This is a genomic window from Streptomyces sp. NPDC001231, assembly GCF_042896885.1.
GTDB lineage: Bacteria > Actinomycetota > Actinomycetes > Streptomycetales > Streptomycetaceae > Streptomyces.
In genome coordinates this window covers 55,518-76,091 of record NZ_JBIAXS010000010.1, presented here as the reverse complement: position 1 = coordinate 76,091, position 20,574 = coordinate 55,518, and the positions used below count along the sequence as shown (strand labels likewise).

The following is a 20,574-nucleotide window of genomic DNA, read 5'->3' as shown; positions in this document are numbered from 1 at the left end:
AAGATGACCGCGACCCACACCGCACGGCCGCATCCGGCGAAGCAAGCATGGGCCACCGGCCTGACGGCCTTCGCCGCCGTCATGCTGATGATCGCCGGAGTGCTCGACATCTTCCGCGGGATCATGGGCATCGCCCAGGACGACGTCTTCGTCACCACGCGCAACTACGTCTTCCAGTACGACCTCACCGGCTGGGGCTGGATCCACCTCGTCCTCGGGGTGCTCGCCGTGATCGTCAGCATCGGGCTGTTCCAGACGGCGATGTGGGCGCGCGTGGCCGGTGTGGCGATCGCCGGGCTGATCATCCTCGCCAACTTCCTGTCCCTGCCGTACTACCCGGTCTGGGCGGTCGTGATGATCGCGTTCTCCGGGTTCATCATCTGGGCCCTGTGCGTGCTGCGGCCCGAGGAGTACCCGGCCTCTCCCACCACCACCGCGTCCTCCACCTCCTCCACCTCCTCCACTCCTTCCTCCACCACCGGAACCGCCCCACCCCGCAACCCGTGAGGGGCCGGGCGAGCAGGCCCGCGCGGCCCGGGCGAGCCCAACGCCCGGGCCGCGCCGACGCGCGTCGGGAGACGTTGGGCCTTTGGACGCCCGCATCCTGGTCCGGCCTGGCGGCGGTACGCGCAGCGAGCGCCCGCATCCTGGTCCGGCCTGGCGGCGGTACGCGCAGCGAGCGCCCGCATCCCGGTCCGGCCTGGCGGTTGTTCGGCCAGTGAGCGCCCCCACGGGGATCCGTCCGCCCGGAAGGGGCACCGACCGGCCGTAGGTTGCCGGTCCGTCCGCTCCCGGGATGCGGCGCCCGTACCGGCGCGTAGCGTGGAGAGGGCGTGGCAGGAAACTCAAGAGACCAGGCGGGAGGGATTCTCGTGGGTACAGCACCGGAGACCCTGCAGAAGGCCGAACTGACGGAGGAGCAGGAACGCGCCAGTGAGCGTCAGTGGTTCCTCGATGCCGACACCGGGGAGCTGAAGCCGGAGGAGAATTCCGACCGGCGCGACGAGCAGACCGGGCCGGGCCCGGTTCGCGTGGCTCGCTGGACTTTCGATTGACCGCTCCGCCCGAGGACCGCGTCTGGGCGCGCCACCACCGGCGTACGGGAGCGGTGCTGATCGTCGGCGCGGGAGCGGTCGGCGGATTTCTCGCCGAGGAACTCGCCCGGATCGGATTCAGCCCGCTCCGGCTGGTCGACCCCGACACGCTCGCGGTGGAGAACCTGATTCGCCACCCACTCGGTGCCCCCGCCCTGGGACAGCCCAAGGCCCTGGCACTGGCTGCGAAGATCCGTCGCGACTTCCCGTCCTGCGACGCCACCGGCGATCACGCGGACTTCCTCGCGCTGCCCGCGGACGAGCAGCGGTCGTTGGTGGGCGGCGCGGACGTGGTGGTGGCGGCGACCGACTCAGCCGTGTGCCAGCGCCACGTCAACCGCGTGGCCCTGGCGGTGGGCAGGCCCGCGGTGTATCCGGCGGTCTGGGTGGACCCCAGGATCCGTGACGCCGAGGTCGGCGAGATCCTGTGGGTGCTCCCCGGCCGGCGCACACCCTGTTACGAGTGCGCGGTGGCCTTCCGGCAGGGGACCGCCGACACCCAGGCGGCCCGCGGTGCCCGGGTGGACATCCAGCTCGTCGCCCTGGCCACGGCCCAGGTCGTGACCGCACTGGCACACCCCGACGACGACCGCTCGGCGATCCTCGATCATCAGCGCACCGCCATCTACCTGCACGGACTGACGCCCACCTCGCCCGGCGTCCGGGCCACCTTCCCCACCACGGGGCTGAGCAGCCGGAACGTCCGGGTCCCCTTCCCGTCCCGGCCCTGCGCGGCCTGCCACGGCTGGCGCCATGTGGCCTCCTCCCCGACATTGGCCGCCGCGGGAACGGGCGGGCGGCCCGGCGAGGACGGGGGACGCACCTGGCCCGTCTTCGCCGCCGTCGTGCTGTGCATCGTGGTCCTGTTCATCGTCTCGGTCGCCCACGGCAGACACATGTAGGCCGGTGCCGCCGGAGAGCGCTCGTTCGACCCTGAGAGAGCGCTCGTCGCCCGTCATGACTGCTCGGGGGTCCGCCCGGGACCGGGCAGCGGTTCGAGCCCGGTCACCGCGTACTCGATCCGGACGTCGTCGGCCAGTTTCAGCGCGCCCAGGAACGCGCTGTACGGCTTGATCCCCCAGGTGGACTGGGTGACGGTGGCCCAGCCGCACACCATTCCGTCCCCGTCGCCGCCCCCGTGCACGGTCACCGGGTGGCTCCGGCCCTTGATCGTGAGGTCCCCCGTGATCTCGAAGGACTCCGGCGTTCCCGTGACGCTCGTGGTGCGGAAGGCGATGACGGGGTGCTGTGCGGTGTGCAGCAGTCCCTCGCCCTCCAGCAGGCGTTTGATCTCCGTCCTGTCGGCGTCGGTGAGGGGCTTGAGCCCTCCGGTCCCCTCCCGGACCGTCAACGATCCCGTCTCGACCGTCACGGTCACCGACGACTTCCCGGGATCACCCGTGACGACCACCGCCTCCCCGGTCCACCGGGTCGCTTCGAGCGTGAGGTCGTGCCCCGCCTTCCGCCCGAGCCCCGCGCGGCTGGTCCTGATCAGCAGTCGGCCGGTGGGCGATCCGAACCCGTACATTCCATCACTCAATACCACAATTTCGACTGTAGTCGACGAGGCTCAGGCGTTTCCGGACGAGTGTGCGGCCGCGGAGAGGACCGCTTCGACCGTGGCGTCGTACACCGCCTTCTGGTCGACGCCGCCGAGCGCGTCGATGTGGGCGTGGGTGACCGGGTGCTCGCCCTGCGGCAGCCGGGCGTAGACCCCTCCACCGGCCTCGGCCAGGACACCGGCCCACGGGCCTCGTCCCTGGTCCGTGACTCCCGAGCACTCCGTGACTCTCGCGAACCCTGGCGACTCCGCGGTGTTCTCCTTCTTCACCATGGCCACCTCTTCTCCTCCGGGTGGCCGCAGGTTCCATGACCAAACCTGCGCGGGGCCTCACCCGTCCGCAGGGGAACGTTCGTCGCCTCCGACCCCTGTCGCTCGCGCGACCCCGTAGGCGCCGAGTGAAACCACGACCCATGCCGCGGTAGCGGTCCCGAGCGCGAGCCACGCCGAGTGGTGACGGAGAAGAACCGTGGCGACGGCGGCGAACGCCACGAGCCCCAGGGTGCCCAGGGCGGCGCCACGCGCGTCGTCGCGGGCGCTCATGAGCCCTTCCTCCTCGGCCACCAGGGTCAGGCCGGCCGGCAGGACCGCGGGAAAAGCGAGGAAGACGCCGCCGACGAACGACCCGAAGAGCCGTGACACGACGGCCGCCAGGAGTGACACGCCCGCGCGAAGCCGAACCGGAGGAGCAGATCCTTGCGCGGCGTGCGCGCGGCCGCCCACAGGTCCACCCGCATCCGGTCGGGGTCCTCGGCGCCTTCTCCGCTGCCGTCCGCGGGCCTCGCCGATCGCCTCACGGCGCCACCGCGAAGGCGATGGCGGCCGCTGTCGCGAACCACACGACAAGGGCCGCCGCGGACCCGCGCACGGCTCCGAACCGGGCGAGCGCCGGAACATCGACGGCACGCGGGCAATCGGCGGCCCTCCGGGACGGCCGCCCTGCCTCCCGGGGGGCGACCGGTCAGCCGAACCGGCCCGCCACGTAGTCCGCCGTCCTCTGGTCCTTCGGCGTGCCGAAGACGTCGTCGGTCGGGCCGTGCTCGACGATGCCGCCGGGGGTGCCCTGCTCGGCGAGGAAGAAGGCGCACTGGTCGGAGACGCGGGCCGCCTGCTGCATGTTGTGGGTGACGATCACGACCGTCACCTGGCCGGCGAGTTCCTGGATCGTCTCCTCGACCCGGCGCGTGGAGGTGGGGTCGAGCGCCGAGCACGGTTCGTCCATGAGCAGCACCCGGGGACGTACCGCCAGCGCGCGGGCGATGCACAGGCGCTGCTGCTGACCGCCCGACAGCGCCCCGCCGGGCTGGCGGAGGCGGTCCTTGACCTCCTTCCACAGGCCGGCGCGGGTGAGGGACTCCTCGACCAGTTCGTCCTTCGTCCGACGGCTCGCGCGCGTGCCCGTCAGGCGCAGGCCCGCCACCACGTTGTCGTAGATCGACATCGCGGGGAAGGGGTTGGGCTTCTGGAAGACCATGCCGATGCGCCGCCGGGCGTCGGTCAGGCGGCGCTCGGGGGCGTAGATGTCCTCGCCCTCGAAGAGCACCTCGCCCGCGAAGGCCGCCGCCGGGATCAGTTCGTGCATGCGGTTGAGAGTGCGCAGGAACGTCGACTTGCCGCAGCCGGAGGGGCCGATCAGGGCGGTGACCTGGCCGGCGGGCATCGTCAGCGACACCCGGCTCAGCACCTGGTGGCTGCCGAACCAGGCCGACACCGCGCGGGCTTCGAGCGTCGCGGGAGCGGTTGTCGGCCCGCCCGTGGCGGCGGGGACGGTGGTGACGGTGGTGACGGGGGGCAGGACGACCGTGTCGGTCAGGGAGTCGGTGGCATCGGTCACGGCGGGTACCTCGGTTCGCGGCTGGGCTCGGGAAGCGGTCACATCAGGTTGGGCAGCAGTTCGGTGGTCCGGGTGGCGACCTGGAGGCCCAGCACGGCGACGACCGGGGCGAAGACGATCCACGTCTGGTGGCGGCCCCAGCGGTGCCAGGTCCATACCGCGGCGACGGCCGCGACCAGCAGGGCCTGGAGCCACATCACCAGCGGCCACGGCACCCCGGAGGGGCGGGCCAGCGGCTGCTCGGACTCCGGCAGCGTGCCGGGCCTGATCACGGCCGCCGGGGTCTCGAAGGGCGTGGACACGAGGTCCGCGTCGACGCGCAGGATGCCGCCCGGCATGTAGCTCGGGCCGGTGGCCGTGGCCAGCACCAGACGGCCCTGGCCGGAGGCCAACGGGGCCGGCGCCGGGTCTCCGGCCCGCCGTACGCCGACGACCTGGTACTTCGCCGCGCCCTGGCCGGTCGTCACCGTGAACCTGTCACCCTCGGCGAGGTCGGCCAGCCGTTCGAACGGGCCGCCGTAGGCGGCCGCCCGCCCCATCAGCACGCTGGTGCCGGCCTGCCCGGGCATCGGGGTGTCGCGGCGGTGACCGGGGCCGTCGGTCATGACGCCGGAGTCGGTCCCTTCGAGGACCACCTGACGCACGCGCAGGGAGGGGATGTCGATCAGAGCGACCGGCGTACCGGGCGCCAGCAGCCTGCCCTGCTGGTCGGTCTGGGAGACCGGGGCCGTGCCCAGGGCGAGTGCGTTGCGCAGTGCGTCGTACGCCGTGTGCTGGGCGGCCCGTTCCTGGACGCCGCTGAGGAACAGCAGTTGGGCGGTGACGCCGAGCAGCAGGGCGGCGAGGCTGAGCAGGGCGCCCCGGGCGATGTGGCGGACGGCCGGGACGCTCCGGACGTGGGTCCGGAGCAGGGCCGGTGCGGGCGTGGTCTGTACGGCGACCGTCACGGCGGCCCGCCTCCTTCATGGGTTGTGGGGTGTCACGTACCGCCGGGGAGACCGCCGTCGCGGCGGCCTCCCCGGCAGCGGGGTCAGGTGGACTTGATGGTGAAGTTCGCGCTGTTCTTCGCGTTCACCGTCGAGGAGCCCGCGTAGTACGCGCGCAGGGTGTGCTTGCCGCGGCTCAGCTTCGGCAGGGTAATGGTCACCTTGCCGGCCTTCAGCGTGCCGGTGGCGATCACCTTGGAGCCCTTGTAGACGCGCACGGTGCCGGTCGGCGTGGTGCCGGTCGCGGTGACCTTCACGGTGACCTTGGCGCGGGTGTTGTGGCTGACCGAGGAGGGCCGGCTGACGGCGATCGACGGGGTCGCCTTGGTGATCTTCAGCGAGACCGTCGTCGAGGACGCGTTGAGCTTGCTGTCGCCGCCGTAGGAGACGGTCAGCTTGTGGGTCGCGACCTTGAGGTGGCTGGACAGGCCGACGGTGACCTTGCCGGAGGAGTTGAGGGTGCCGGTACCGAGGGTGGTGGAGCCCTCCTTCACCGTCACCTTGCCGCCGGGGACGGTCCCGTTCGAGCCGGTGACGGTGACGGCGACCTTCGGCGCCTTGCCGTACGCGGTCGTCGTGGCGGTCGCCTTCGTGGTGCTCGCGGACTTGAGGCTGACGTCACCGGTCCAGGTGGCGGGGGCGCCGGTGCCGTTGAGGTTGGCGGCGGCGACCGTGGCGGTGTACTTGCCGCTGGCCAGACCGCTGAACGAGTACGACGTGGTCGTGGCCGGGACGTCCTTGGCCGCCGCGACGGTGCCGTCCGCACGGGTCAGCGTGACGCGGTAGTCGGTGACCGGCAGGCCGGGGGCGGCCGGGGCGGTCCAGGTCAGCGCGAGCTTCCCGGTGTCGGCGGTGGCCCTGAGGGCCGGCGCGGCGGGCGCCGTGAGGTCGATGCCCGACTGCTCCAGACCGCCGAACTTGGCGTGCTTGGCCGGGTTGATCGAGCCGTTGTACGGCTCGTTCATGAAGCCGAAGTCGGCGATGACCTTCTGGGAGTTGTCGGTGGCCATCTGGGCGGTGTGGCCGCTGTCGGTGACAAAGACGTCGTAGAGGTCCTTGTCGAAGAAGATGCTGGTGGGGTCGATCGCCCGGCTGGGCACGACGTTGTAGACGTCCCGGCCGAAGGTGGCGTTCTCGTAGTAGCCGCGGACCGGCTCGAGCCGGCCGTTGACGGTCGTCACCGGGTTGGTGACGCCCGTGTCGCCGGGCAGCCGCACCGAGGCGAGGTGGGCCCCGGCGGCGGCAGCGGTCTTGCTGTGGTCCGGGGCGACCCCGTTGATCTGGGCGATCCAGCTGCCCACGGAGAACGGGACGAGCGCGCCGTCGGCGGTGAGGGCGTCGTTGGCCTGGTTCTCCTGGACGGTCGGGATCTTGGGGTCGATCGTCGAGTCGTTGAGACCGATCGTGCCGAGGAAGAAGGCGCGGGTGCCGGAGCCGTTCTGCGGGATGTACGGGTGAACGGTCTGGCCGTTCACCTGCTTGAGGTTGCCCGCGTAGATGTCGTGCAGCTGGTCGACCGTCAGGGTGTCCAGGGCCGAGCCGCGCACCGCGATGCCGACGGCGTCCCGGGCGAAGGGGATGTAGGTGAGCGCGCTGCCGGAGGTGCTCGGGCCGCCGGAGGAGCGGGCGAAGTCGACCTGGCCCTTGACGGCGGCACCGCTGCTGTCGGGGAACTTGTCGCCGGTCAGCGACATGGTCAGCGCGAGACGGCCCTTGCCGGAGCCGTTGGGCCGCAGGAAGGACGGCCCGCCCGTGCGGGTCTGGATCTTGGAGGTGGTGGAGCCGGTGCCGGGCTCGACCGCGTCGTACGAGGCGATGCCCGCGCCGCCCGCCGACTTGATGGCGGAGCCGGCGTAGCCGGGGGCGTCACCGGCGAGGGCGTTGAGCACGTCCTGCGTGGTGTCGGAGCCCACGCCGACGAGCTGGCGGAACGTCCCGGCGGGTGCGGGGTCGGCGGACGCCGGGCTCGCCAGAGCGAGGCCACCGGCCACCACGGCGGCGGCGACGAGCGCGGCCGTAGAGCGCATTCTGCGCATCGAGAGTCTCCTGACGGTGTGCGTGGATGTGCTGTGCGGTGGGTGTGGGGGAGGTGCCGTGGGGGTCCCCTGCGTCGAGCCGGGCGAGAGCACGCCGAGGATCTGGCAGGGTGGTGCGGACCGTCCGCCCCGACTGCCTTTCGGGGCGGGCGGCCGTCTGTGGGAAGCCGGGCAGGGCCCGGCTCCGGTCGGAGGGTCAGCCCCGGCCCGGCGGCAGCAGCCTCCGCAGCCGTTCGGGCAGGGTGAACGCCGGTACGACCGTCACCGCGCGGCCGCCGGGGAGCGGCACCCGCAGCGGGAGGCGCAGCCTGCTGCCGCCCGCGAAGGGCGCGCCCGCCGCCGCGGCGGCGCCGAGCCCGGCACCGACCGGGACGGCGTAGCGCAGCGCGTTCGCGGGGTCGGCCGGCGTGGTGCCGAAGGCCGTGGTCTGGACGGCCTTGCCGCCGTCGTAGGAGGGCGCGCCGCTGGGCGTGGGGCCGGCGTCCCCGCCGTCCGGGCCGGCCCCGCCGGAGCCGGTGCCGCCCCCGGCCGTGTCGCCGCCCGACGTGCCCCCGGCGCCCGAGGAACCACCAGCGCCGGAGCCACCCGAGCCGGAGCCCCCGGAGCCGGAGCCGGTGCCGCCTCCGGTCGAGCCGCTTCCCGAGCCGCCTTCGTGGGACGGGGGCCCGGTGTAGTGCTCGAGCGCGTCGGCGGCTTGCAGCGCGCGGGCGCGCAGGTCCTTGGACAGCGGGGCGTAACCGGCCGGGAGCCGGCCCGGGTCGGCTCCGCTGACCTGTCCGTCGCCCACCGCGTACCGCAGCAGGGCCGCGTAGTCCTTGCGGGCGGCGGCGTCGAGCTCGCCCGGCCGCGCGGCACCGTAGATCAGCTGGGCGAGCGGGTAGGCGCCCTCGGCGGTCGCCCGGGCCGGGCTGATCTCCGGCGCCCCCTTGCCTGCGGCGCTCGTGGCGGCGGCGGTCAGGGATGCCGTGGTGGGCGCGGTGAAGCGGCCGGCGGTGTTGCGCAGCCGGGCGGTCTGCAGTCCGTAGCGCTCGGCGGAGGCCGCGTCGGTGACCGCGATCACGAACCGTGATCCGACGGTCTGCGGGCCGGTGCTCTTGTACCCCGGCGGGTTGGCCAGCGCGTCCCAGGTCGCCTTCCACAGAGTGTCGGCGCGACGGGTGTGCAGGGCGCCGGCGTGCATGTCGGACACGTACGGGTGGAAGTCGGTCATGCACTGCTTGTCGGTGGCGCCGGTGCCCGGCGGGATCGTGCACCAGGGGTCGCTCTTGGGGTAGTCGTCGGCGCGGGCCGGGTCGTAGGCCACGCCCGTCGGGTTCAGGTGCGTGTCGGTGCTGTAGTACGGGTTGACCCGCATGCCCCAGTCGTCGGCCGTTCCCGCGAGGAAACCGCGGGCGTCCTGGTCGGACAGGATCCACTGCCACAGCGCGCGGGCCGTGTCCGAGTGGCCGAGCGAGGTGATCAGGTCGGTGTCGGTGGCCGGGGTCTCGGAGACCGACAGATGCTCGAACTCCGGGTTGAGGGCGATGAACTCGGGGTCGCTCGCGAGGCCCGCCGGGTTGTTCCTCGCCCAGTCGTAGCCCTTGGCGACCTGGTCGCCGAGCACCGCTCCCCAGGGGGAGTTGCGGTACGACTCGGTCAGCAGCTTGGCGACCAGGCGGGGTGTGAGGTCGATGGATTCGACCTTCGTCCCGGCGAGCCTCCGGATGTCGTCCGGGGCGCCTGCCTTGGGCCTGCGCTCGATGGTGAAGCCGATCACGGCTCCGGAGAGCGCGACCGGGGCGTAGGCCGTGGTGCCGGACGGCGCGGTGGTGCCCTCGTCGGCGCCCAGGGCCCGGGTGGTGAAGGCGAGTCCGGCGGAGCCGGTGTTCGCGAGCCGGGTGCGGGCGTCGGGCTCACCGAGTTTGGTGTAGCCGTAGACCGTGCCGGTCGGGCACAGGGCCGTCTGCCAGCTGGTCATGGCGTCGGCGACGAGTTCACTGCCCATGGTGGGCCGCTCGTCGGAGCCCAGGGCGCAACCGCTGCCGACCGGGTTGAAGCGGAGCGGGACGGCGATGCGGTTCTTCCAGTTGGTGGAGGAGACCGGCGAGCCCGCGTTGACGATGCTCTTGTCGGCGTACGGCTCGCCGTCGAGGTCGAGGTGGCCCTGCGGGACGATCACCAGCCAGCAGGAGCGCGGCTGGGCGGCACCCTTCTTTCCGGCCTGGGCACCGCAGCCCAGGTGCGGGGCCTCGTTGGCGGTCTGCACCTCGAAGTACTCGCGGCCGGTGCCGTCGGCGCCGGTGCGGGCGAAGTCGACCTCGTTGGTGGTGTTGCGGTTGTAGAACGGGTTGTTCTGGGTGTTGGCGGTGACCATCGTGCCGTCGACCGACTTGAAGGGCACCTCGCCCTGGCCGAAGGCGCCGCCCGCGCCGTACCGGTCGTCCTCGCCGTAGCTGGTGGGGGCGGCGCTGTAGGTGACGTTGCGTGTGTCGTCGCGTTCGTTGCCCGGCCAGCTGCCCCGGCCGGTGGTCGGAGAGGCGCCGTACTGGCACTGGGTGCGCGGCGGGCCGGGGTTGCCCGGGACCGTGCCGTCGTCGTCGCCCCAGCACTGCATGATCTGCACGAAGTCGGTGTTGAACAGGGTGCCCGCGAACGTGGTCGGGGTGCCGCCGGTCCAGGAGACGGTGATCGCCTGGCTGGTCAGGTGGGTGGTCTGGTCGACCGTGAACTTCATGTCCTTGAACTCGCCGCGCCCGGAGACCGTGACGGCGGAGCCGGTGCCGGCCGTACCGCTCGCGGCGGTCGCGGGCTGGGCGGCCTGGGCCACGCCGAGGCCCGCGAGGGTGCCGACGGCGGCCCCGGCCACCAGCCGCAGGAGCAGCCCGCGCACGCGCGCCGTCCTGCCTCGTGTGTCCCGGCTCATCGCGAACCCCCGTCCGTGAACCGGTCGTGGCCGCCGCGGCCGCCGTTGCGGGCGGCGATCGCCCGGGAGACGACGGAGGGCAGCAGGACGAGCCCGAGCAGCAGCAGGGCGGTGATCAGCATCAGCGTCTGGGTACCGGTCCAGCCGTGGCGCCCGGCGACCGTGACCGGCTGGGCCAGGGCGATGGTGCCGTCGGCGACCGTGGCGCCGCCGCCCGCCGCGCCGCCCGGCGCGAGGGTCTGCCCGGTGTCGGGGTCGACGGACGGCTGTCCGGTGCCGTCCGGTCCGGTGCCGCCCGTGCCGTCGGCGCCGCCCGTGTCTCCCGAGCCGCCGCTGGAGGTTTCGCCGGTAGCCGAACCGCTCCCGGTGGAACCGCCGTTCGCGCCGCCGCCGGGGGAACCTCCGCCGGTGGAGCCGCCGTTCGTGCCGCCGCCGGTGGATCCGCCCGACGTACCACCGGAAGTTCCGGCGCCGCCACCGGACTTGGCGCCGCCGCTGCCCGTGGTGCAGGCCGCGGCGCCCTTCTTGTCGCACTCCGCCGGGTAGGGCGCGGTCTCGGCGAGCTTGTTGTGGCCGTCGGCCGTGAAGGTCGGGTTGTTGCAGCCCTTGATGTTGATGTTCTGGGTTTGCACGCCGGGGATCCGGCGGATCTGGTCGAAGCCCGCCTTGACGAGGTTGATCGGCAGTGGCGAGTACCCCAGTTGCGGTGCCTGCTGCTGGCCCTGGCACATGAAGTAGTAGGAGAACGCGCCGAGCGTCTTGCCCTTCTCCTTGGTGAACGTGCCCTGCACCTTCAGCGGCAGGATCATGTACGAGTAGCTGGAGAGAGGGTAGTTGCGCTTGTCCCTGTCGTTGTAGACGCCCTCGAGCTGCTGGGTGAGGTAGTCCGGCGAGCTCTTGTTCGTGTTGATCCTCGCCTGGAGCAGCGAGACCGCGACGTTCTGCGGGGTCGGCTCGGTGTAGTAGCCGGCGTGGTTGAGGACCTTGGCGACCGGGTAGTGCGCGTTGAGCGCGTACGAGTAGTTGACGTAGCCGATCGCGCCCTCGCCGTAGCTCTGGGCCACGTACGCGGCGACACCGAGGTCACCGGACTGGGCGATCATGCCGGGGACGGTCGGGTAGTACGAGGTCTGCCCGCACGCGCCGGAGCGTCCGACCTTGCGGCAGTAGTCCCGCCACTGGGCTTTGTGCTGGTTGGCCATCCACAGCGTGAACTGGGCCGTCGAGCCGGAACCGTCCGAGCGGACCACCGGGACGACGGGGCGGTGCGGCAGCTGAAGACCGGGGTTGTCGGCCTTGATCGCCGGGTCGTCCCACGACTTGATGGCGCCGGTGAAGATCTTGGTGACCACGTCACCGGAGAGCCGGAGGTTGGTGACCCGCCGGCCGTTGACCGTCAGGTGGTACATGAAGACGGTGCCACCGGCCACGATCGGCATGTAGGCGTACGATCCGGCGGCCGGCCGTTCGGCGGCGGAGCCGTCGGTCGGATTGGTCTGGAACGGGATGTCGGAGACCGCGAAGTCCACCGTGCCGCTGAGGAACTGGCGGCGGCCGTCGGAGGATCCGGTGCCGGCGTAGCTGATCCGCATGCCGTACTGGTTGACGGCGCGGCGCCACTCGTCGACGGCGTTCTCGGCCCAGGTGGAGCCGGCTCCGGCGATCGGGGTGTAGCTCTCGGCGGCGGCGGTCGCCGCGAGCGGGCCGGCCAGCAGCCCGGCGATCATGGCGAGCAGCGCGCCTAGGATCGCCGGCGCGCGCAGGCGGCGCGGACGAAGGGGCAGGTGACTGCGCATCAGTCGGTTTCTCCGGGCTTGTGTCCCAGGTCCTCGGTGGTGGGCCTGGAAGTCGTGGCGGACAGGTCGGTGGGCTGGGGGACGCTGTCGAACAGCGAGAGCGCCGGGGCGTGCAGTTCGGCGAAGCGGTCGACGTCACGGCGCGAGGCGAGGGCCGCGCGGCGGGCCTGGCGGCGGGTGAGCTGGCCGGGACCGCGTCCGCCGATCACCCGGGCGATGGCGAAGAGCACGAGGACCAGGGCCATCAGGACCGCCGCCGCGCCGAAACCGCGGGCGATCATCGCGGGGTCGGGCCGCTTGACGAAGGTGAAGGCGGCAAGCGGCAGCGAGACCATCGGGCCGTGCAGCGGGTCGGCGTTGAACGCGGCGTTGTAGCCGGCGGTGAGCAGTACGGGCGAGGTCTCACCGACACCGCGGGCCGTGCCGAGGATCACCGCGGTGGCGAGGCCGGAGCGCGAGGTCGGCAGGACCACGTGCCACACGGTGCGCCACCGCGGAGCGCCCAGCGCCTCGGCCGCCTCGGTCAGCGTGCCGGGCACCAGCCGCAGCACGACGTCCGCCGCACGGATCACGATCGGCAGCATCATCACGCTGATCGCGAAGCCCGCCGCGAGGCCGGACTTCTCCATGCCGAGGCTGAGGATCCAGATGGCGTACACCATCAGGCCGGCCACGATCGACGGCAGCGCCGTCATCGCCTCCACGATGGTTCGTACGAACCGGGAGAAGCGGCCCGGGACCTGGTTGAGGTAGACCGCGCAGGCCAGGCCCAGCGGCACGGTGATCGCCAGGGCGATGGTGATCATGAAGAGGGTGCCGAGCATCGCATGGGCGATACCACCGATGGTGAGCGGGTCGAGCGAGCCCGCGGACTGCATGTCCTCGGTGAGGAAATTGAGATGCGCCAGCGCCTCGTGCCCGCGCCAGGCGGTGAAGCCGACGACGAGGGCGAGCGCGAGGAACAGCAGCGTGGCCGCTGTCCACAGCACCACGGTCATCACGCGGTCGCGTACGGCCTGACCGTCCTCCTCCAGTCCGGTCAGCACCGCGTAGCAGGCGAGGAAGGCGAGGTAGGCGGTGACCGTGAACCCCAGCAGGCCGGAGAACGGGGCGAGTTGACCGAACAGCAGCACGGCGGTGCAGAGCCCCGCGAGGGCGGCGCCGCACAGGGCGAGCACACCCGAGCGGGTCGGGCCGCCGATCCGGCGGGGCTGGTCGGGGAGTTCGGCGGGCGCGGGAGCGCCGGGGGGTGCCGAGTCCTCGGTGATGTCGTGGGCGGTGTCCTGGACGATGGTCATCTCATGCCTCGCTCTGTGCGCCGGAACGGGAGCGGGCCGCGATGGTGGAGGCGGTGAAGTTGACCGCCAGGGTGAGTACGAACAGCGCCAGGCCCGCCGCCATCAGCGCCGACATACCGAAGGGGGAGGCGTCGCCGTAGTGCAGCGCGATCAGCGCGGAGACCGAGTTCGAGCCGGTCTGCAGGATGTGCGGCTGGATGACGAAGACCGGGGAGATGATCATGTAGACCGCGATCGTCTCGCCGAGCGCCCGGCCCAGCCCGAGCATCGTCCCACCGATGATGCCGCCCTTGCCGTAGGGCAGGACGACCGCACGGATCATCCCCCAGCGGGTGGCGCCGAGCGCGTAGGCGCCCTCGCGTTCACCGGCCGGCGCCTGGGTGAAGACCTCGCGCATCACCGAGCACTGGATCGGTGCGACCATCAGGGCGACGACGATGCCGGCGACAAGGGTGGACGCGGTGTAGACGCTGGCGGAGGCGAGCGGGTCGCCCGGCTGGGTGCCGTCCACCTTGAAGAGGGGGATCCAGCCGAACCAGTCGGACAGCCAGCGCGACAGCCCGATCACGTTCTGCTGGAGGAGGAACAGCCCCCACAGCCCGTACACCACCGACGGCACGGCGGCCATCAGGTCGACCATGGTGACCAGGGAGCGGCGCAGCTTCCGCGGCGCCACATCCGAGATGAACAGGGCCGTCGCGATGGCCAGGGGAACGGAGATGGTCACCGCGACGGCGGCGATCAGCAGGGTTCCGGTGAGCACGGCCGCGATGCCGAAGTTGTGGGCGTCCGGCTGCCACGCGGCCGTGGTGAGGAACGAGAACTGGGCGACGCGCAGCGCCTGTCCGGCCCTCAGCAGCAGGAAGAGGCCGACCGCCGCCATGATGGCGAGGACGACGACTCCGGTGGCCGTCAGCTGGAAGCGGAAGACCCGGTCACCGAACCCGCGTGCGGCACGGGGCCGCCGGGGCGCCGGGGCACCCGACTCCGGGCTGCCGGACTGCCCTCTACCGGGCTCCGTTCTGTCGGAGTCAGGTCTGTCGGACTCCGAACTGCCGGACTGCCCTCTGTCGGAATCCGGTCTGTCGGACTCCGATGCCTCGGACGCCGCCGTGCCCGGGCCGGGTCCGTCCGCGTCCCGTCCGCCGAGCCCATGGTGCGTGGCCACCACGTGTGGTCCCCCCACTGTGGAAACGAATCTCGTCGCGCGATGACCGGTCGGCCCGCGCGAGGAAAGTCAATGGCCGGATCCTGTCGCCCCAACGCGTCTCGCATGGCCGGTCAATGAACGGTTCATGCCATTTCTGTGCCGCTCTTGTGTGTGTGCCGAGTGCGGCGTCCCGCCTGTCCCGCCTCCGCGTGTCCGACGTGGGCGAGGGCGGGTTGTGGGCACCGCGTACGCTTAGGCGAGCCTAAGCTAAGCGATGCGGGGAAGGGTTCATGTCAGGAGTCGCAAGACGCCGCTTCGGGTGGCTGGTCACCACTCTTCTCCTGTTGTTGCTGGCGGTGCTGCTCAGTCTCGCGGTGGGCAGTCGCCCGGTGGCGCCCTCGGTGGTCTGGGACGCCCTGCTGCACGGCGGCACCAGCGCCGACGCGCAGGTCGTACGGTCGTTGCGAGTGCCGCGTACGGTCATCGGGGTGATGGTCGGGGCCGCGCTCGCCGTTGCCGGAACGGTTCTTCAGGGAATCACCCGGAACTCCATCGCGGAGCCCGGCATCCTGGGCATCAGCCAGGGGGCGTCGATGGGCGTCGTCTGCGCCATCGCCTTCCTCGGGGTGCACAGCCTGACCGGGTACGTCTGGTACGCGTTCGTGGGCGCGGGAGTCGCGGCGGTCCTGATCTACGCCGTCGCCGGCAGCGGACGAGGCGGGGCGTCCCCGGTCAAGTTGGCGCTGGCGGGTGCCGCGATGAACGCGTTCCTCGCCTCGCTGATCTCGGCCGTCCTCACCACCAACGCACGCGCCCTGGACGAGTTCCGGTTCTGGGACGTCGGTTCGATCAGCGGCCGGGACGCCACGATCGCCGGGCAGGTCTGGCCGTTCCTCCTCGCCGGCCTGCTGCTGGTGCTGGCCATGGCACGCGGCCTCGACGCCCTCGCGCTCGGCGACGACATCGCCCGGGGCCTTGGCCGCAACGTCGCGCTGCTGCGAGCGACCGGCGCCCTGGGCGCGACCGTTCTGACCGGCGCCGCGGTCGCGGCGGCCGGTCCCATCGCCTTCATCGGTCTCGCCGTGCCGCACATGGCCCGTGCCCTCGTCGGACCGGGCCACCGCTGGCTGCTGCCGGTGGCCGCGCTGCTCGGGCCGGTGATGCTGCTGCTGGCGGACGTGCTCGGACGGATCGTGGTGCGGCCCGCGGAAGTGCCCGTGGCCGTGATGACCGCGCTGGCCGGTGTGCCGTTCCTGATCGTGCTGGTCCGGCGGAAGGCAGTGGCGGCATGACGCGGCCGGGTCACGGGGAGCGCGCGGCGCACCTGGAGCGGACGGAGCGCGCGGGGCACGGCGGACACGATGCCACCGGCGACAACGGTGGCGGGCCGCCCGGCCGGCCCGCCGGACATGCCGTGCTGCGGGCCGGGCGGGGCAGTTTCCTGGTGCACCGCAGGGCCCTGGTGGTGGGTGCCGTCCTCACCGTGCTGCTCGCGGGTGCCGTGGTGACGTCGCTGTGCGTCGGCGAGTCGTTCGTCGCGCCGAGCGAGGTGGTCCGCGTCCTGCTGGGGCTGCCCAGCCCCGACCGACTGGTGGTCGGCACACTGCGGTTGCCGCGCCTGGTGACCGGGCTGCTGGTGGGCATCGCCTTCGGCCTGTCCGGCGCGCTGATCCAGACCATGGCCCGCAACCCGCTCGCCAGCCCGGACGTCATCGGCGTGACGCACGGCGCGGGTGCGGCGACGGTCGCCGCGATGACGTTCGGCCTCACCTCGTACACCGTTCTGCCGTACGTGTCCGTGGCGGGCGGTCTGCTCGCCGCGCTGCTCGTCTACCTGTTCGCCTGGCGGGGCGGGCTGGCCGCCTCCCGCTTCGTCCTGATCGGCATCGGCATCTCGGTCGCGCTCGGTTCGCTGACCAGGCTGTGGGTGACCAAGGGCGACTATCTGGTCGCCCAGCAGGCCAGGGTCTGGCTCACCGGATCGCTCAACGGCCGCGGTTACGACCAGGCGGCACCGCTCGCCACGGTCCTGGTGCTGCTGGTGCCGTTCCTGCTGTGGGCGGCCCGCGCGCAGCGCGGCTCGGCCTTCGACGACGACACGGCCGTCGCCCTCGGTGTCCGGCTCGGCCGCGTCCGGGTCGGGCTCAGCGTCCTCGGTGTCGTGCTGGCGTCCGTCGCGACCGGTGCGGCGGGGCCTGTCGACTTCGTGGCCCTGCTCGCTCCGCAGATCGCCCGCCGGCTCACCCGTGCCCCGCACATTCCGCTGGTGTGCTCCGCGCTGACGGGCGCGCTGATCGTGGTCGTCGGAGATCTGCTGGCCCGCAGGCTCTTCTCGCCGCTGGAGCTTCCGGTCGGCGTGTTCACCGCCCTGGTGGGCGCCCCCTATCTGATGTGGCTGATCGTCCGTACCCGTAGCAGCCGTTCCGGAGGAACCGCGTGACCGGCAACCATCCCACCGCCCCCGGGACCTCCCGTCTCGCCGCGCGGGGGCTCACCCTCGCCTACGAGGACCGTACGGTCGTCGAGGAGCTGGACCTGGACGTCCCGGACGGCAGGGTCACCGTCATCGTGGGCCCCAACGCCTGCGGCAAGTCCACCCTGTTGCGCGCCCTGGGCCGACTGCTGAAGCCGCGGCGCGGAGCCGTCCTGCTCGACGGAACCGAACTGGCCGGCTTGCCCACCAAGCGGATCGCCCAGGTGATCGGGCTGCTGCCGCAGACCCCGGTGCCGCCGGAGGGGATCACGGTCGGGGACCTGATCGCGCGCGGGCGCCAGCCGCACCAGAAGTGGTGGCAGCAGTGGTCCGAGACGGACGAGGCATCCGTCTCGCAGGCCATGGAACGCACCGGGACCGCCGATCTCGCCGAGCGTCCGGTCGACGAACTGTCGGGCGGGCAGCGCCAACGGGTGTGGATCGCCATGGCACTTGCCCAGGACACCGATCTGCTGCTGCTCGACGAGCCGACGACGTACCTGGACATCGCCCATCAGGTGGAGGTCCTGGACCTGGTGCGCCAGCTCAACCGGGAACGCGGCCGGACGGTGGTGGCGGTGCTGCACGACCTGAACCAGGCCGCGCGCTACGCCGACCATCTGATCGCCATGCGGGCGGGGAGGATCGTCGCTCAGGGGCCGCCCGGCGACATCGTCACCGCCGAGCTGGTCCAGGAGGTGTTCGGGCTCGCGTCGGTCGTCGTGGCGGACCCGGTCACGGGCGGGCCCATGGTGGTGCCCGGCCCTCCGCGGTCGGCGGACGGCACGAGCGCGGGTGAGGACACGAAGGGCGGAGCGACCGTCCCGGCGGCGCGGAATGGAGCCCGGTGACCTGCGAAGAGGCGCTTCGGACATGAGCCGGCAAGGCGGCATGTGACCGGAAGCACACGCTCTGGATGTATCAGGCACACGGGCATCTCATAAGGTAAGCCTTACCTAAAACTCTGCGGGTGCGCCGGGGTCCTGACCCTGGCGCTTCCCGTGTGTCCCCATCCCTCTCACGACCGGAGCGCCCTTCCCATGTCCGCCGGACGCCGCCGCACCGCCGCCGCAGCCCTCACTCTCGCCGCCGCCCTCGCCCTGACGGCCTGCGGTGGATCCTCCGCAGGCGGCGAGGACGCGGGCGGCAAGTCCTCGGCCGAGGCCGGGGCGGGCGGCAAGAAGTCCGTCGCCCAGGGCGGTGAGGAGTTCAAGGACGCGGCGAAGAAGACCGCCGCCATGGGCACCGACGCGGCACCGGGCGAGTGGCCCCGCACCGTCACCCACGCCATGGGCAGCACCGAGTTGAAGGCCCAGCCCAAGCGTGTGGTGGTTCTCGACGTCGGCGAACTCGACAACGTCGTCTCCCTGGGCGTCAAGCCGGTCGGCCTCGCGCCCACCGAGGGATCCCCCGAACTCCCGTCGTACCTGAAGAAGGACGCGGGCAGCCCGAAGAACGTCGGCACGATCAACAACCTCAACCTGGAGGCGATCGCCGCGCTCAAGCCCGACCTCATCCTGGGCAGCCAGCTCCGCGCCGCCGACAAGTACGACGAGCTGTCACAGATCGCGCCGACCGTCTTCTCCCTCCGTCCTGGCTTCACCTGGAAGGAGAACTACCTGCTCAACGCCGCCGCGCTCGACAAGACCGCGCAGGCGAAGCAGAAGCTCGCCGCCTACGAGAAGCGGGCCGGGACCCTCGGCGAGAAGCTCGGTGCCGGCAAGCCGACCGTCTCGATGGTCCGTTACCTGCCCGACGGCGTCATCCGCCTGTACGCCAACGCCTCGTTCATCGGCACGATCCTCAAGGACGTCGGCATCCCCCGGCCGAAGAACCAGGACATCGACGACCTCGCCGCCGAAGTCAGCGCCGAGAACATCGACCAGGCCGACGCCGACTACATCTTCACCGGCGTCTACGGCGACGCGAAGGCGACCGACAAGTCCAAGGCGCAGAGCAACCCGCTCTGGAAGAACCTCGGCGCCGTCAAGGCCGGGCACGCCTACGACGTCCCGGACGAGACCTGGTACCTCGGCCTCGGCGTGACGGCAGCCGAGGAAGTACTCGGCGACCTGGAGTCGCACCTCACCAAGTAATTCCCGGCCGTGAGGGCCGAGGGCGAACGGCGTGTGGCCGGGCCCACCACACTGGTGGGCCCGGCCACACGCCCGGATCGCCGCGGACGGCGTGGCTGCAAGGCCGCGGAGACCGGCAGGGCCGGGGCGATCATGGGCGCGAGACCGCCGCCGGGCGGCCGCCGCGCGCGGTGACGGGCAGGCAATGTGCGTCCTGATACGGGTTTACGTCTTGGCGTGTATCGGCCACAGGGCATGAGGGACGTTCCTCGCCGGGTGCAGGGATAAAGTGCACCTGTGGAACGGATCTTGGTGGTGGGTGTCACCGGCGCGGGCAAATCCACGCTCGCCCATGCCCTGAGCCGTCGACTGGGGTTGCCCTACCACGAGATGGACGCGCTGTACTTCAACGGCCCCGACTGGGCCGTCAACGACAAGCTGACCGAGGACGTTTCACGGCTCACCGCGGAGCCGTGCTGGATCATCGACTCTCTCGGCTGTCCGGAAGTCCGTGACCTGCTGTGGGACCGGGCCGACACCGTGATATGGCTGGACTATCCCAAACGCGTCATCATGCCCCGCGTCCTGCGCCGGTCCTTCCGGCGCACCGTCACACGCGAGGTTCTGTTCGGCGGCAACAGGGAGACCTGGAGGGACTGGCTGAGCCGGGAACACCCGGCCTGGTGGGCGTGGTCCCAACACGGCCCCCGCCGCCGTGAGATCGAGCGCCGTGTCCGTGACTCCCGCTTCGCCCCTCTCGACACCCTCCTCTTCGGGCACCCCAACGACACGGCGGCCTGGCTGGCGTCCGTCCCGCGCGGGAAATGAGGCGTCGCGGGAGTTCCCGTGGCGGGCACCTTCAGGGCGACTCGTTCAGAAGCCGGTCGAGGTGGCTTTCCAGGTCCAGGGCCTCAGTCTCGTGGGTGGCCGGCACCATCTCGTAGGTGCGGAACAGCCAGTGCGCGAGGGTCGGCAGCGGAGCGATGAGGTGGGCGGAGCCGCCCGGCGGACTCAGGAGAATGTGCAGGAGGGCTTCCGGGCCGGTGCCGGTCGGCCACACCCTCACGTCGCCCTCTCCGTCGGCCGCCAGCATCCCTCGGGCGAGCAGCTCGCGTGAGATGACCCAGGACACCGGGCTCGGGGCGAGGCCCTGGAAGAGGAACTCCACCACGAGTGGGTCCTGCGACCTGTAGAGCAGGTGGGTCGGTACGGGGAGCCGTGTGCCCTGGGGCGACACGAGCTCCATGCCGAGCGTGTGGTCTACGCAAGTGATCATGGCTCTGTGTGCGTCCGGTCGACGGAAGGGGCGGCGGTGGCCGCCGAACCTTGGCTCGGGGCGCGGGGGAGGCATTCGGTCCTATGGCCGCCG

At 71.9% G+C, this 20,574-nt stretch carries 19 protein-coding genes; 8 read left to right on the top strand and 11 right to left on the bottom strand.

What is annotated here, in order from left to right:
- Positions 1–3: 3 nt before the first annotated feature.
- The 3 genes from ACFY3J_RS14425 (at position 4) to ACFY3J_RS14415 (ending at position 1,996) form a co-directional block, all read left to right on the top strand.
- On the top strand, positions 4–507 hold the full coding sequence (locus ACFY3J_RS14425; protein ID WP_384183480.1) for a hypothetical protein: 504 nt from the start codon (positions 4–6) through the stop codon (positions 505–507).
- A 365-nt stretch (positions 508–872) separates the two neighbouring features.
- Positions 873–1,055, top strand: coding sequence for a hypothetical protein (locus tag ACFY3J_RS14420; RefSeq protein WP_390840964.1), 183 nt, complete (start codon positions 873–875; stop codon positions 1,053–1,055).
- Positions 1,052–1,996, top strand: coding sequence for a ThiF family adenylyltransferase (locus ACFY3J_RS14415; RefSeq protein WP_390840963.1), 945 nt, complete (start codon positions 1,052–1,054; stop codon positions 1,994–1,996). The genes ACFY3J_RS14420 and ACFY3J_RS14415 overlap by 4 nt, the downstream gene beginning before the upstream one ends.
- A gap of 53 nt (positions 1,997–2,049) precedes the next feature.
- Here ACFY3J_RS14415 and ACFY3J_RS14410 read toward each other — a convergent pair whose 3' ends face one another.
- The 10 genes from ACFY3J_RS14410 to pstC form a co-directional block, all read right to left on the bottom strand.
- Positions 2,050–2,622, bottom strand: a complete 573-nt coding sequence (locus ACFY3J_RS14410; protein WP_384183488.1) for a YceI family protein — start codon at positions 2,620–2,622, stop codon at positions 2,050–2,052.
- Between the two features lie 42 nt (positions 2,623–2,664).
- Positions 2,665–2,928: a hypothetical protein gene (locus ACFY3J_RS14405; RefSeq protein ID WP_390840962.1), complete on the bottom strand. Its 264-nt coding sequence runs from the start codon at positions 2,926–2,928 to the stop codon at positions 2,665–2,667.
- A 57-nt stretch (positions 2,929–2,985) separates the two neighbouring features.
- Entirely contained in the window at positions 2,986–3,318 is a 333-nt protein-coding gene (locus ACFY3J_RS14400; protein ID WP_390840961.1) for a DUF3147 family protein, read from the bottom strand.
- Positions 3,319–3,616: 298 nt separating this feature from the next.
- Complete coding sequence (gene pstB, locus ACFY3J_RS14395; protein WP_390840960.1) at positions 3,617–4,489, bottom strand: phosphate ABC transporter ATP-binding protein PstB; 873 nt, start codon at positions 4,487–4,489, stop codon at positions 3,617–3,619.
- Between the two features lie 38 nt (positions 4,490–4,527).
- Positions 4,528–5,436, bottom strand: a complete 909-nt coding sequence (locus tag ACFY3J_RS14390; protein ID WP_384183499.1) for a sortase — start codon at positions 5,434–5,436, stop codon at positions 4,528–4,530.
- A gap of 83 nt (positions 5,437–5,519) precedes the next feature.
- Positions 5,520–7,511 carry an Ig-like domain repeat protein gene (locus tag ACFY3J_RS14385; RefSeq protein WP_390840959.1) on the bottom strand — a complete coding sequence of 664 codons (1,992 nt, stop codon included), beginning with the start codon at positions 7,509–7,511 and terminating at the stop codon, positions 5,520–5,522.
- 196 nt (positions 7,512–7,707) lie between these two features.
- Positions 7,708–10,380, bottom strand: a complete 2,673-nt coding sequence (locus tag ACFY3J_RS14380) for a hypothetical protein (protein WP_390840958.1) — start codon at positions 10,378–10,380, stop codon at positions 7,708–7,710.
- A 29-nt stretch (positions 10,381–10,409) separates the two neighbouring features.
- Positions 10,410–12,209 (bottom strand): phosphate ABC transporter substrate-binding protein PstS, encoded by a 1,800-nt coding sequence (gene pstS / locus ACFY3J_RS14375; protein WP_390840957.1) that lies wholly within the window; start codon positions 12,207–12,209, stop codon positions 10,410–10,412.
- A complete protein-coding gene (gene pstA, locus ACFY3J_RS14370; RefSeq protein WP_384183510.1) occupies positions 12,209–13,507 on the bottom strand; it encodes a phosphate ABC transporter permease PstA in 1,299 nt (432 codons plus the stop codon). Before pstA ends, pstS begins: the two co-directional genes overlap by 1 nt.
- Before the next feature lies 1 nt (position 13,508).
- Positions 13,509–14,390: a phosphate ABC transporter permease subunit PstC gene (gene pstC, locus ACFY3J_RS14365; RefSeq protein WP_384183513.1), complete on the bottom strand. Its 882-nt coding sequence runs from the start codon at positions 14,388–14,390 to the stop codon at positions 13,509–13,511.
- Between the two features lie 557 nt (positions 14,391–14,947).
- On the opposite strand from pstC, the gene ACFY3J_RS14360 reads away from it, so the two are divergent.
- From ACFY3J_RS14360 to ACFY3J_RS14340, 5 genes are all read left to right on the top strand, one after another.
- Positions 14,948–15,949: a FecCD family ABC transporter permease gene (locus ACFY3J_RS14360; RefSeq protein WP_390840955.1), complete on the top strand. Its 1,002-nt coding sequence runs from the start codon at positions 14,948–14,950 to the stop codon at positions 15,947–15,949.
- A complete protein-coding gene (locus ACFY3J_RS14355; RefSeq protein ID WP_390840954.1) occupies positions 15,946–17,097 on the top strand; it encodes a FecCD family ABC transporter permease in 1,152 nt (383 codons plus the stop codon). Before ACFY3J_RS14360 ends, ACFY3J_RS14355 begins: the two co-directional genes overlap by 4 nt.
- Positions 17,094–17,981, top strand: a complete 888-nt coding sequence (locus ACFY3J_RS14350; RefSeq protein WP_384183522.1) for an ABC transporter ATP-binding protein — start codon at positions 17,094–17,096, stop codon at positions 17,979–17,981. The genes ACFY3J_RS14355 and ACFY3J_RS14350 overlap by 4 nt, the downstream gene beginning before the upstream one ends.
- A gap of 189 nt (positions 17,982–18,170) precedes the next feature.
- Positions 18,171–19,226 carry an ABC transporter substrate-binding protein gene (locus tag ACFY3J_RS14345; RefSeq protein WP_390840953.1) on the top strand — a complete coding sequence of 352 codons (1,056 nt, stop codon included), beginning with the start codon at positions 18,171–18,173 and terminating at the stop codon, positions 19,224–19,226.
- A gap of 276 nt (positions 19,227–19,502) precedes the next feature.
- Positions 19,503–20,033 carry an adenylate kinase gene (locus ACFY3J_RS14340; RefSeq protein ID WP_390840952.1) on the top strand — a complete coding sequence of 177 codons (531 nt, stop codon included), beginning with the start codon at positions 19,503–19,505 and terminating at the stop codon, positions 20,031–20,033.
- A 31-nt stretch (positions 20,034–20,064) separates the two neighbouring features.
- Here ACFY3J_RS14340 and ACFY3J_RS14335 read toward each other — a convergent pair whose 3' ends face one another.
- Positions 20,065–20,481, bottom strand: a complete 417-nt coding sequence (locus ACFY3J_RS14335) for an SsgA family sporulation/cell division regulator (RefSeq protein ID WP_384183527.1) — start codon at positions 20,479–20,481, stop codon at positions 20,065–20,067.
- Between the last annotated feature and the right edge of the window lie 93 nt (positions 20,482–20,574).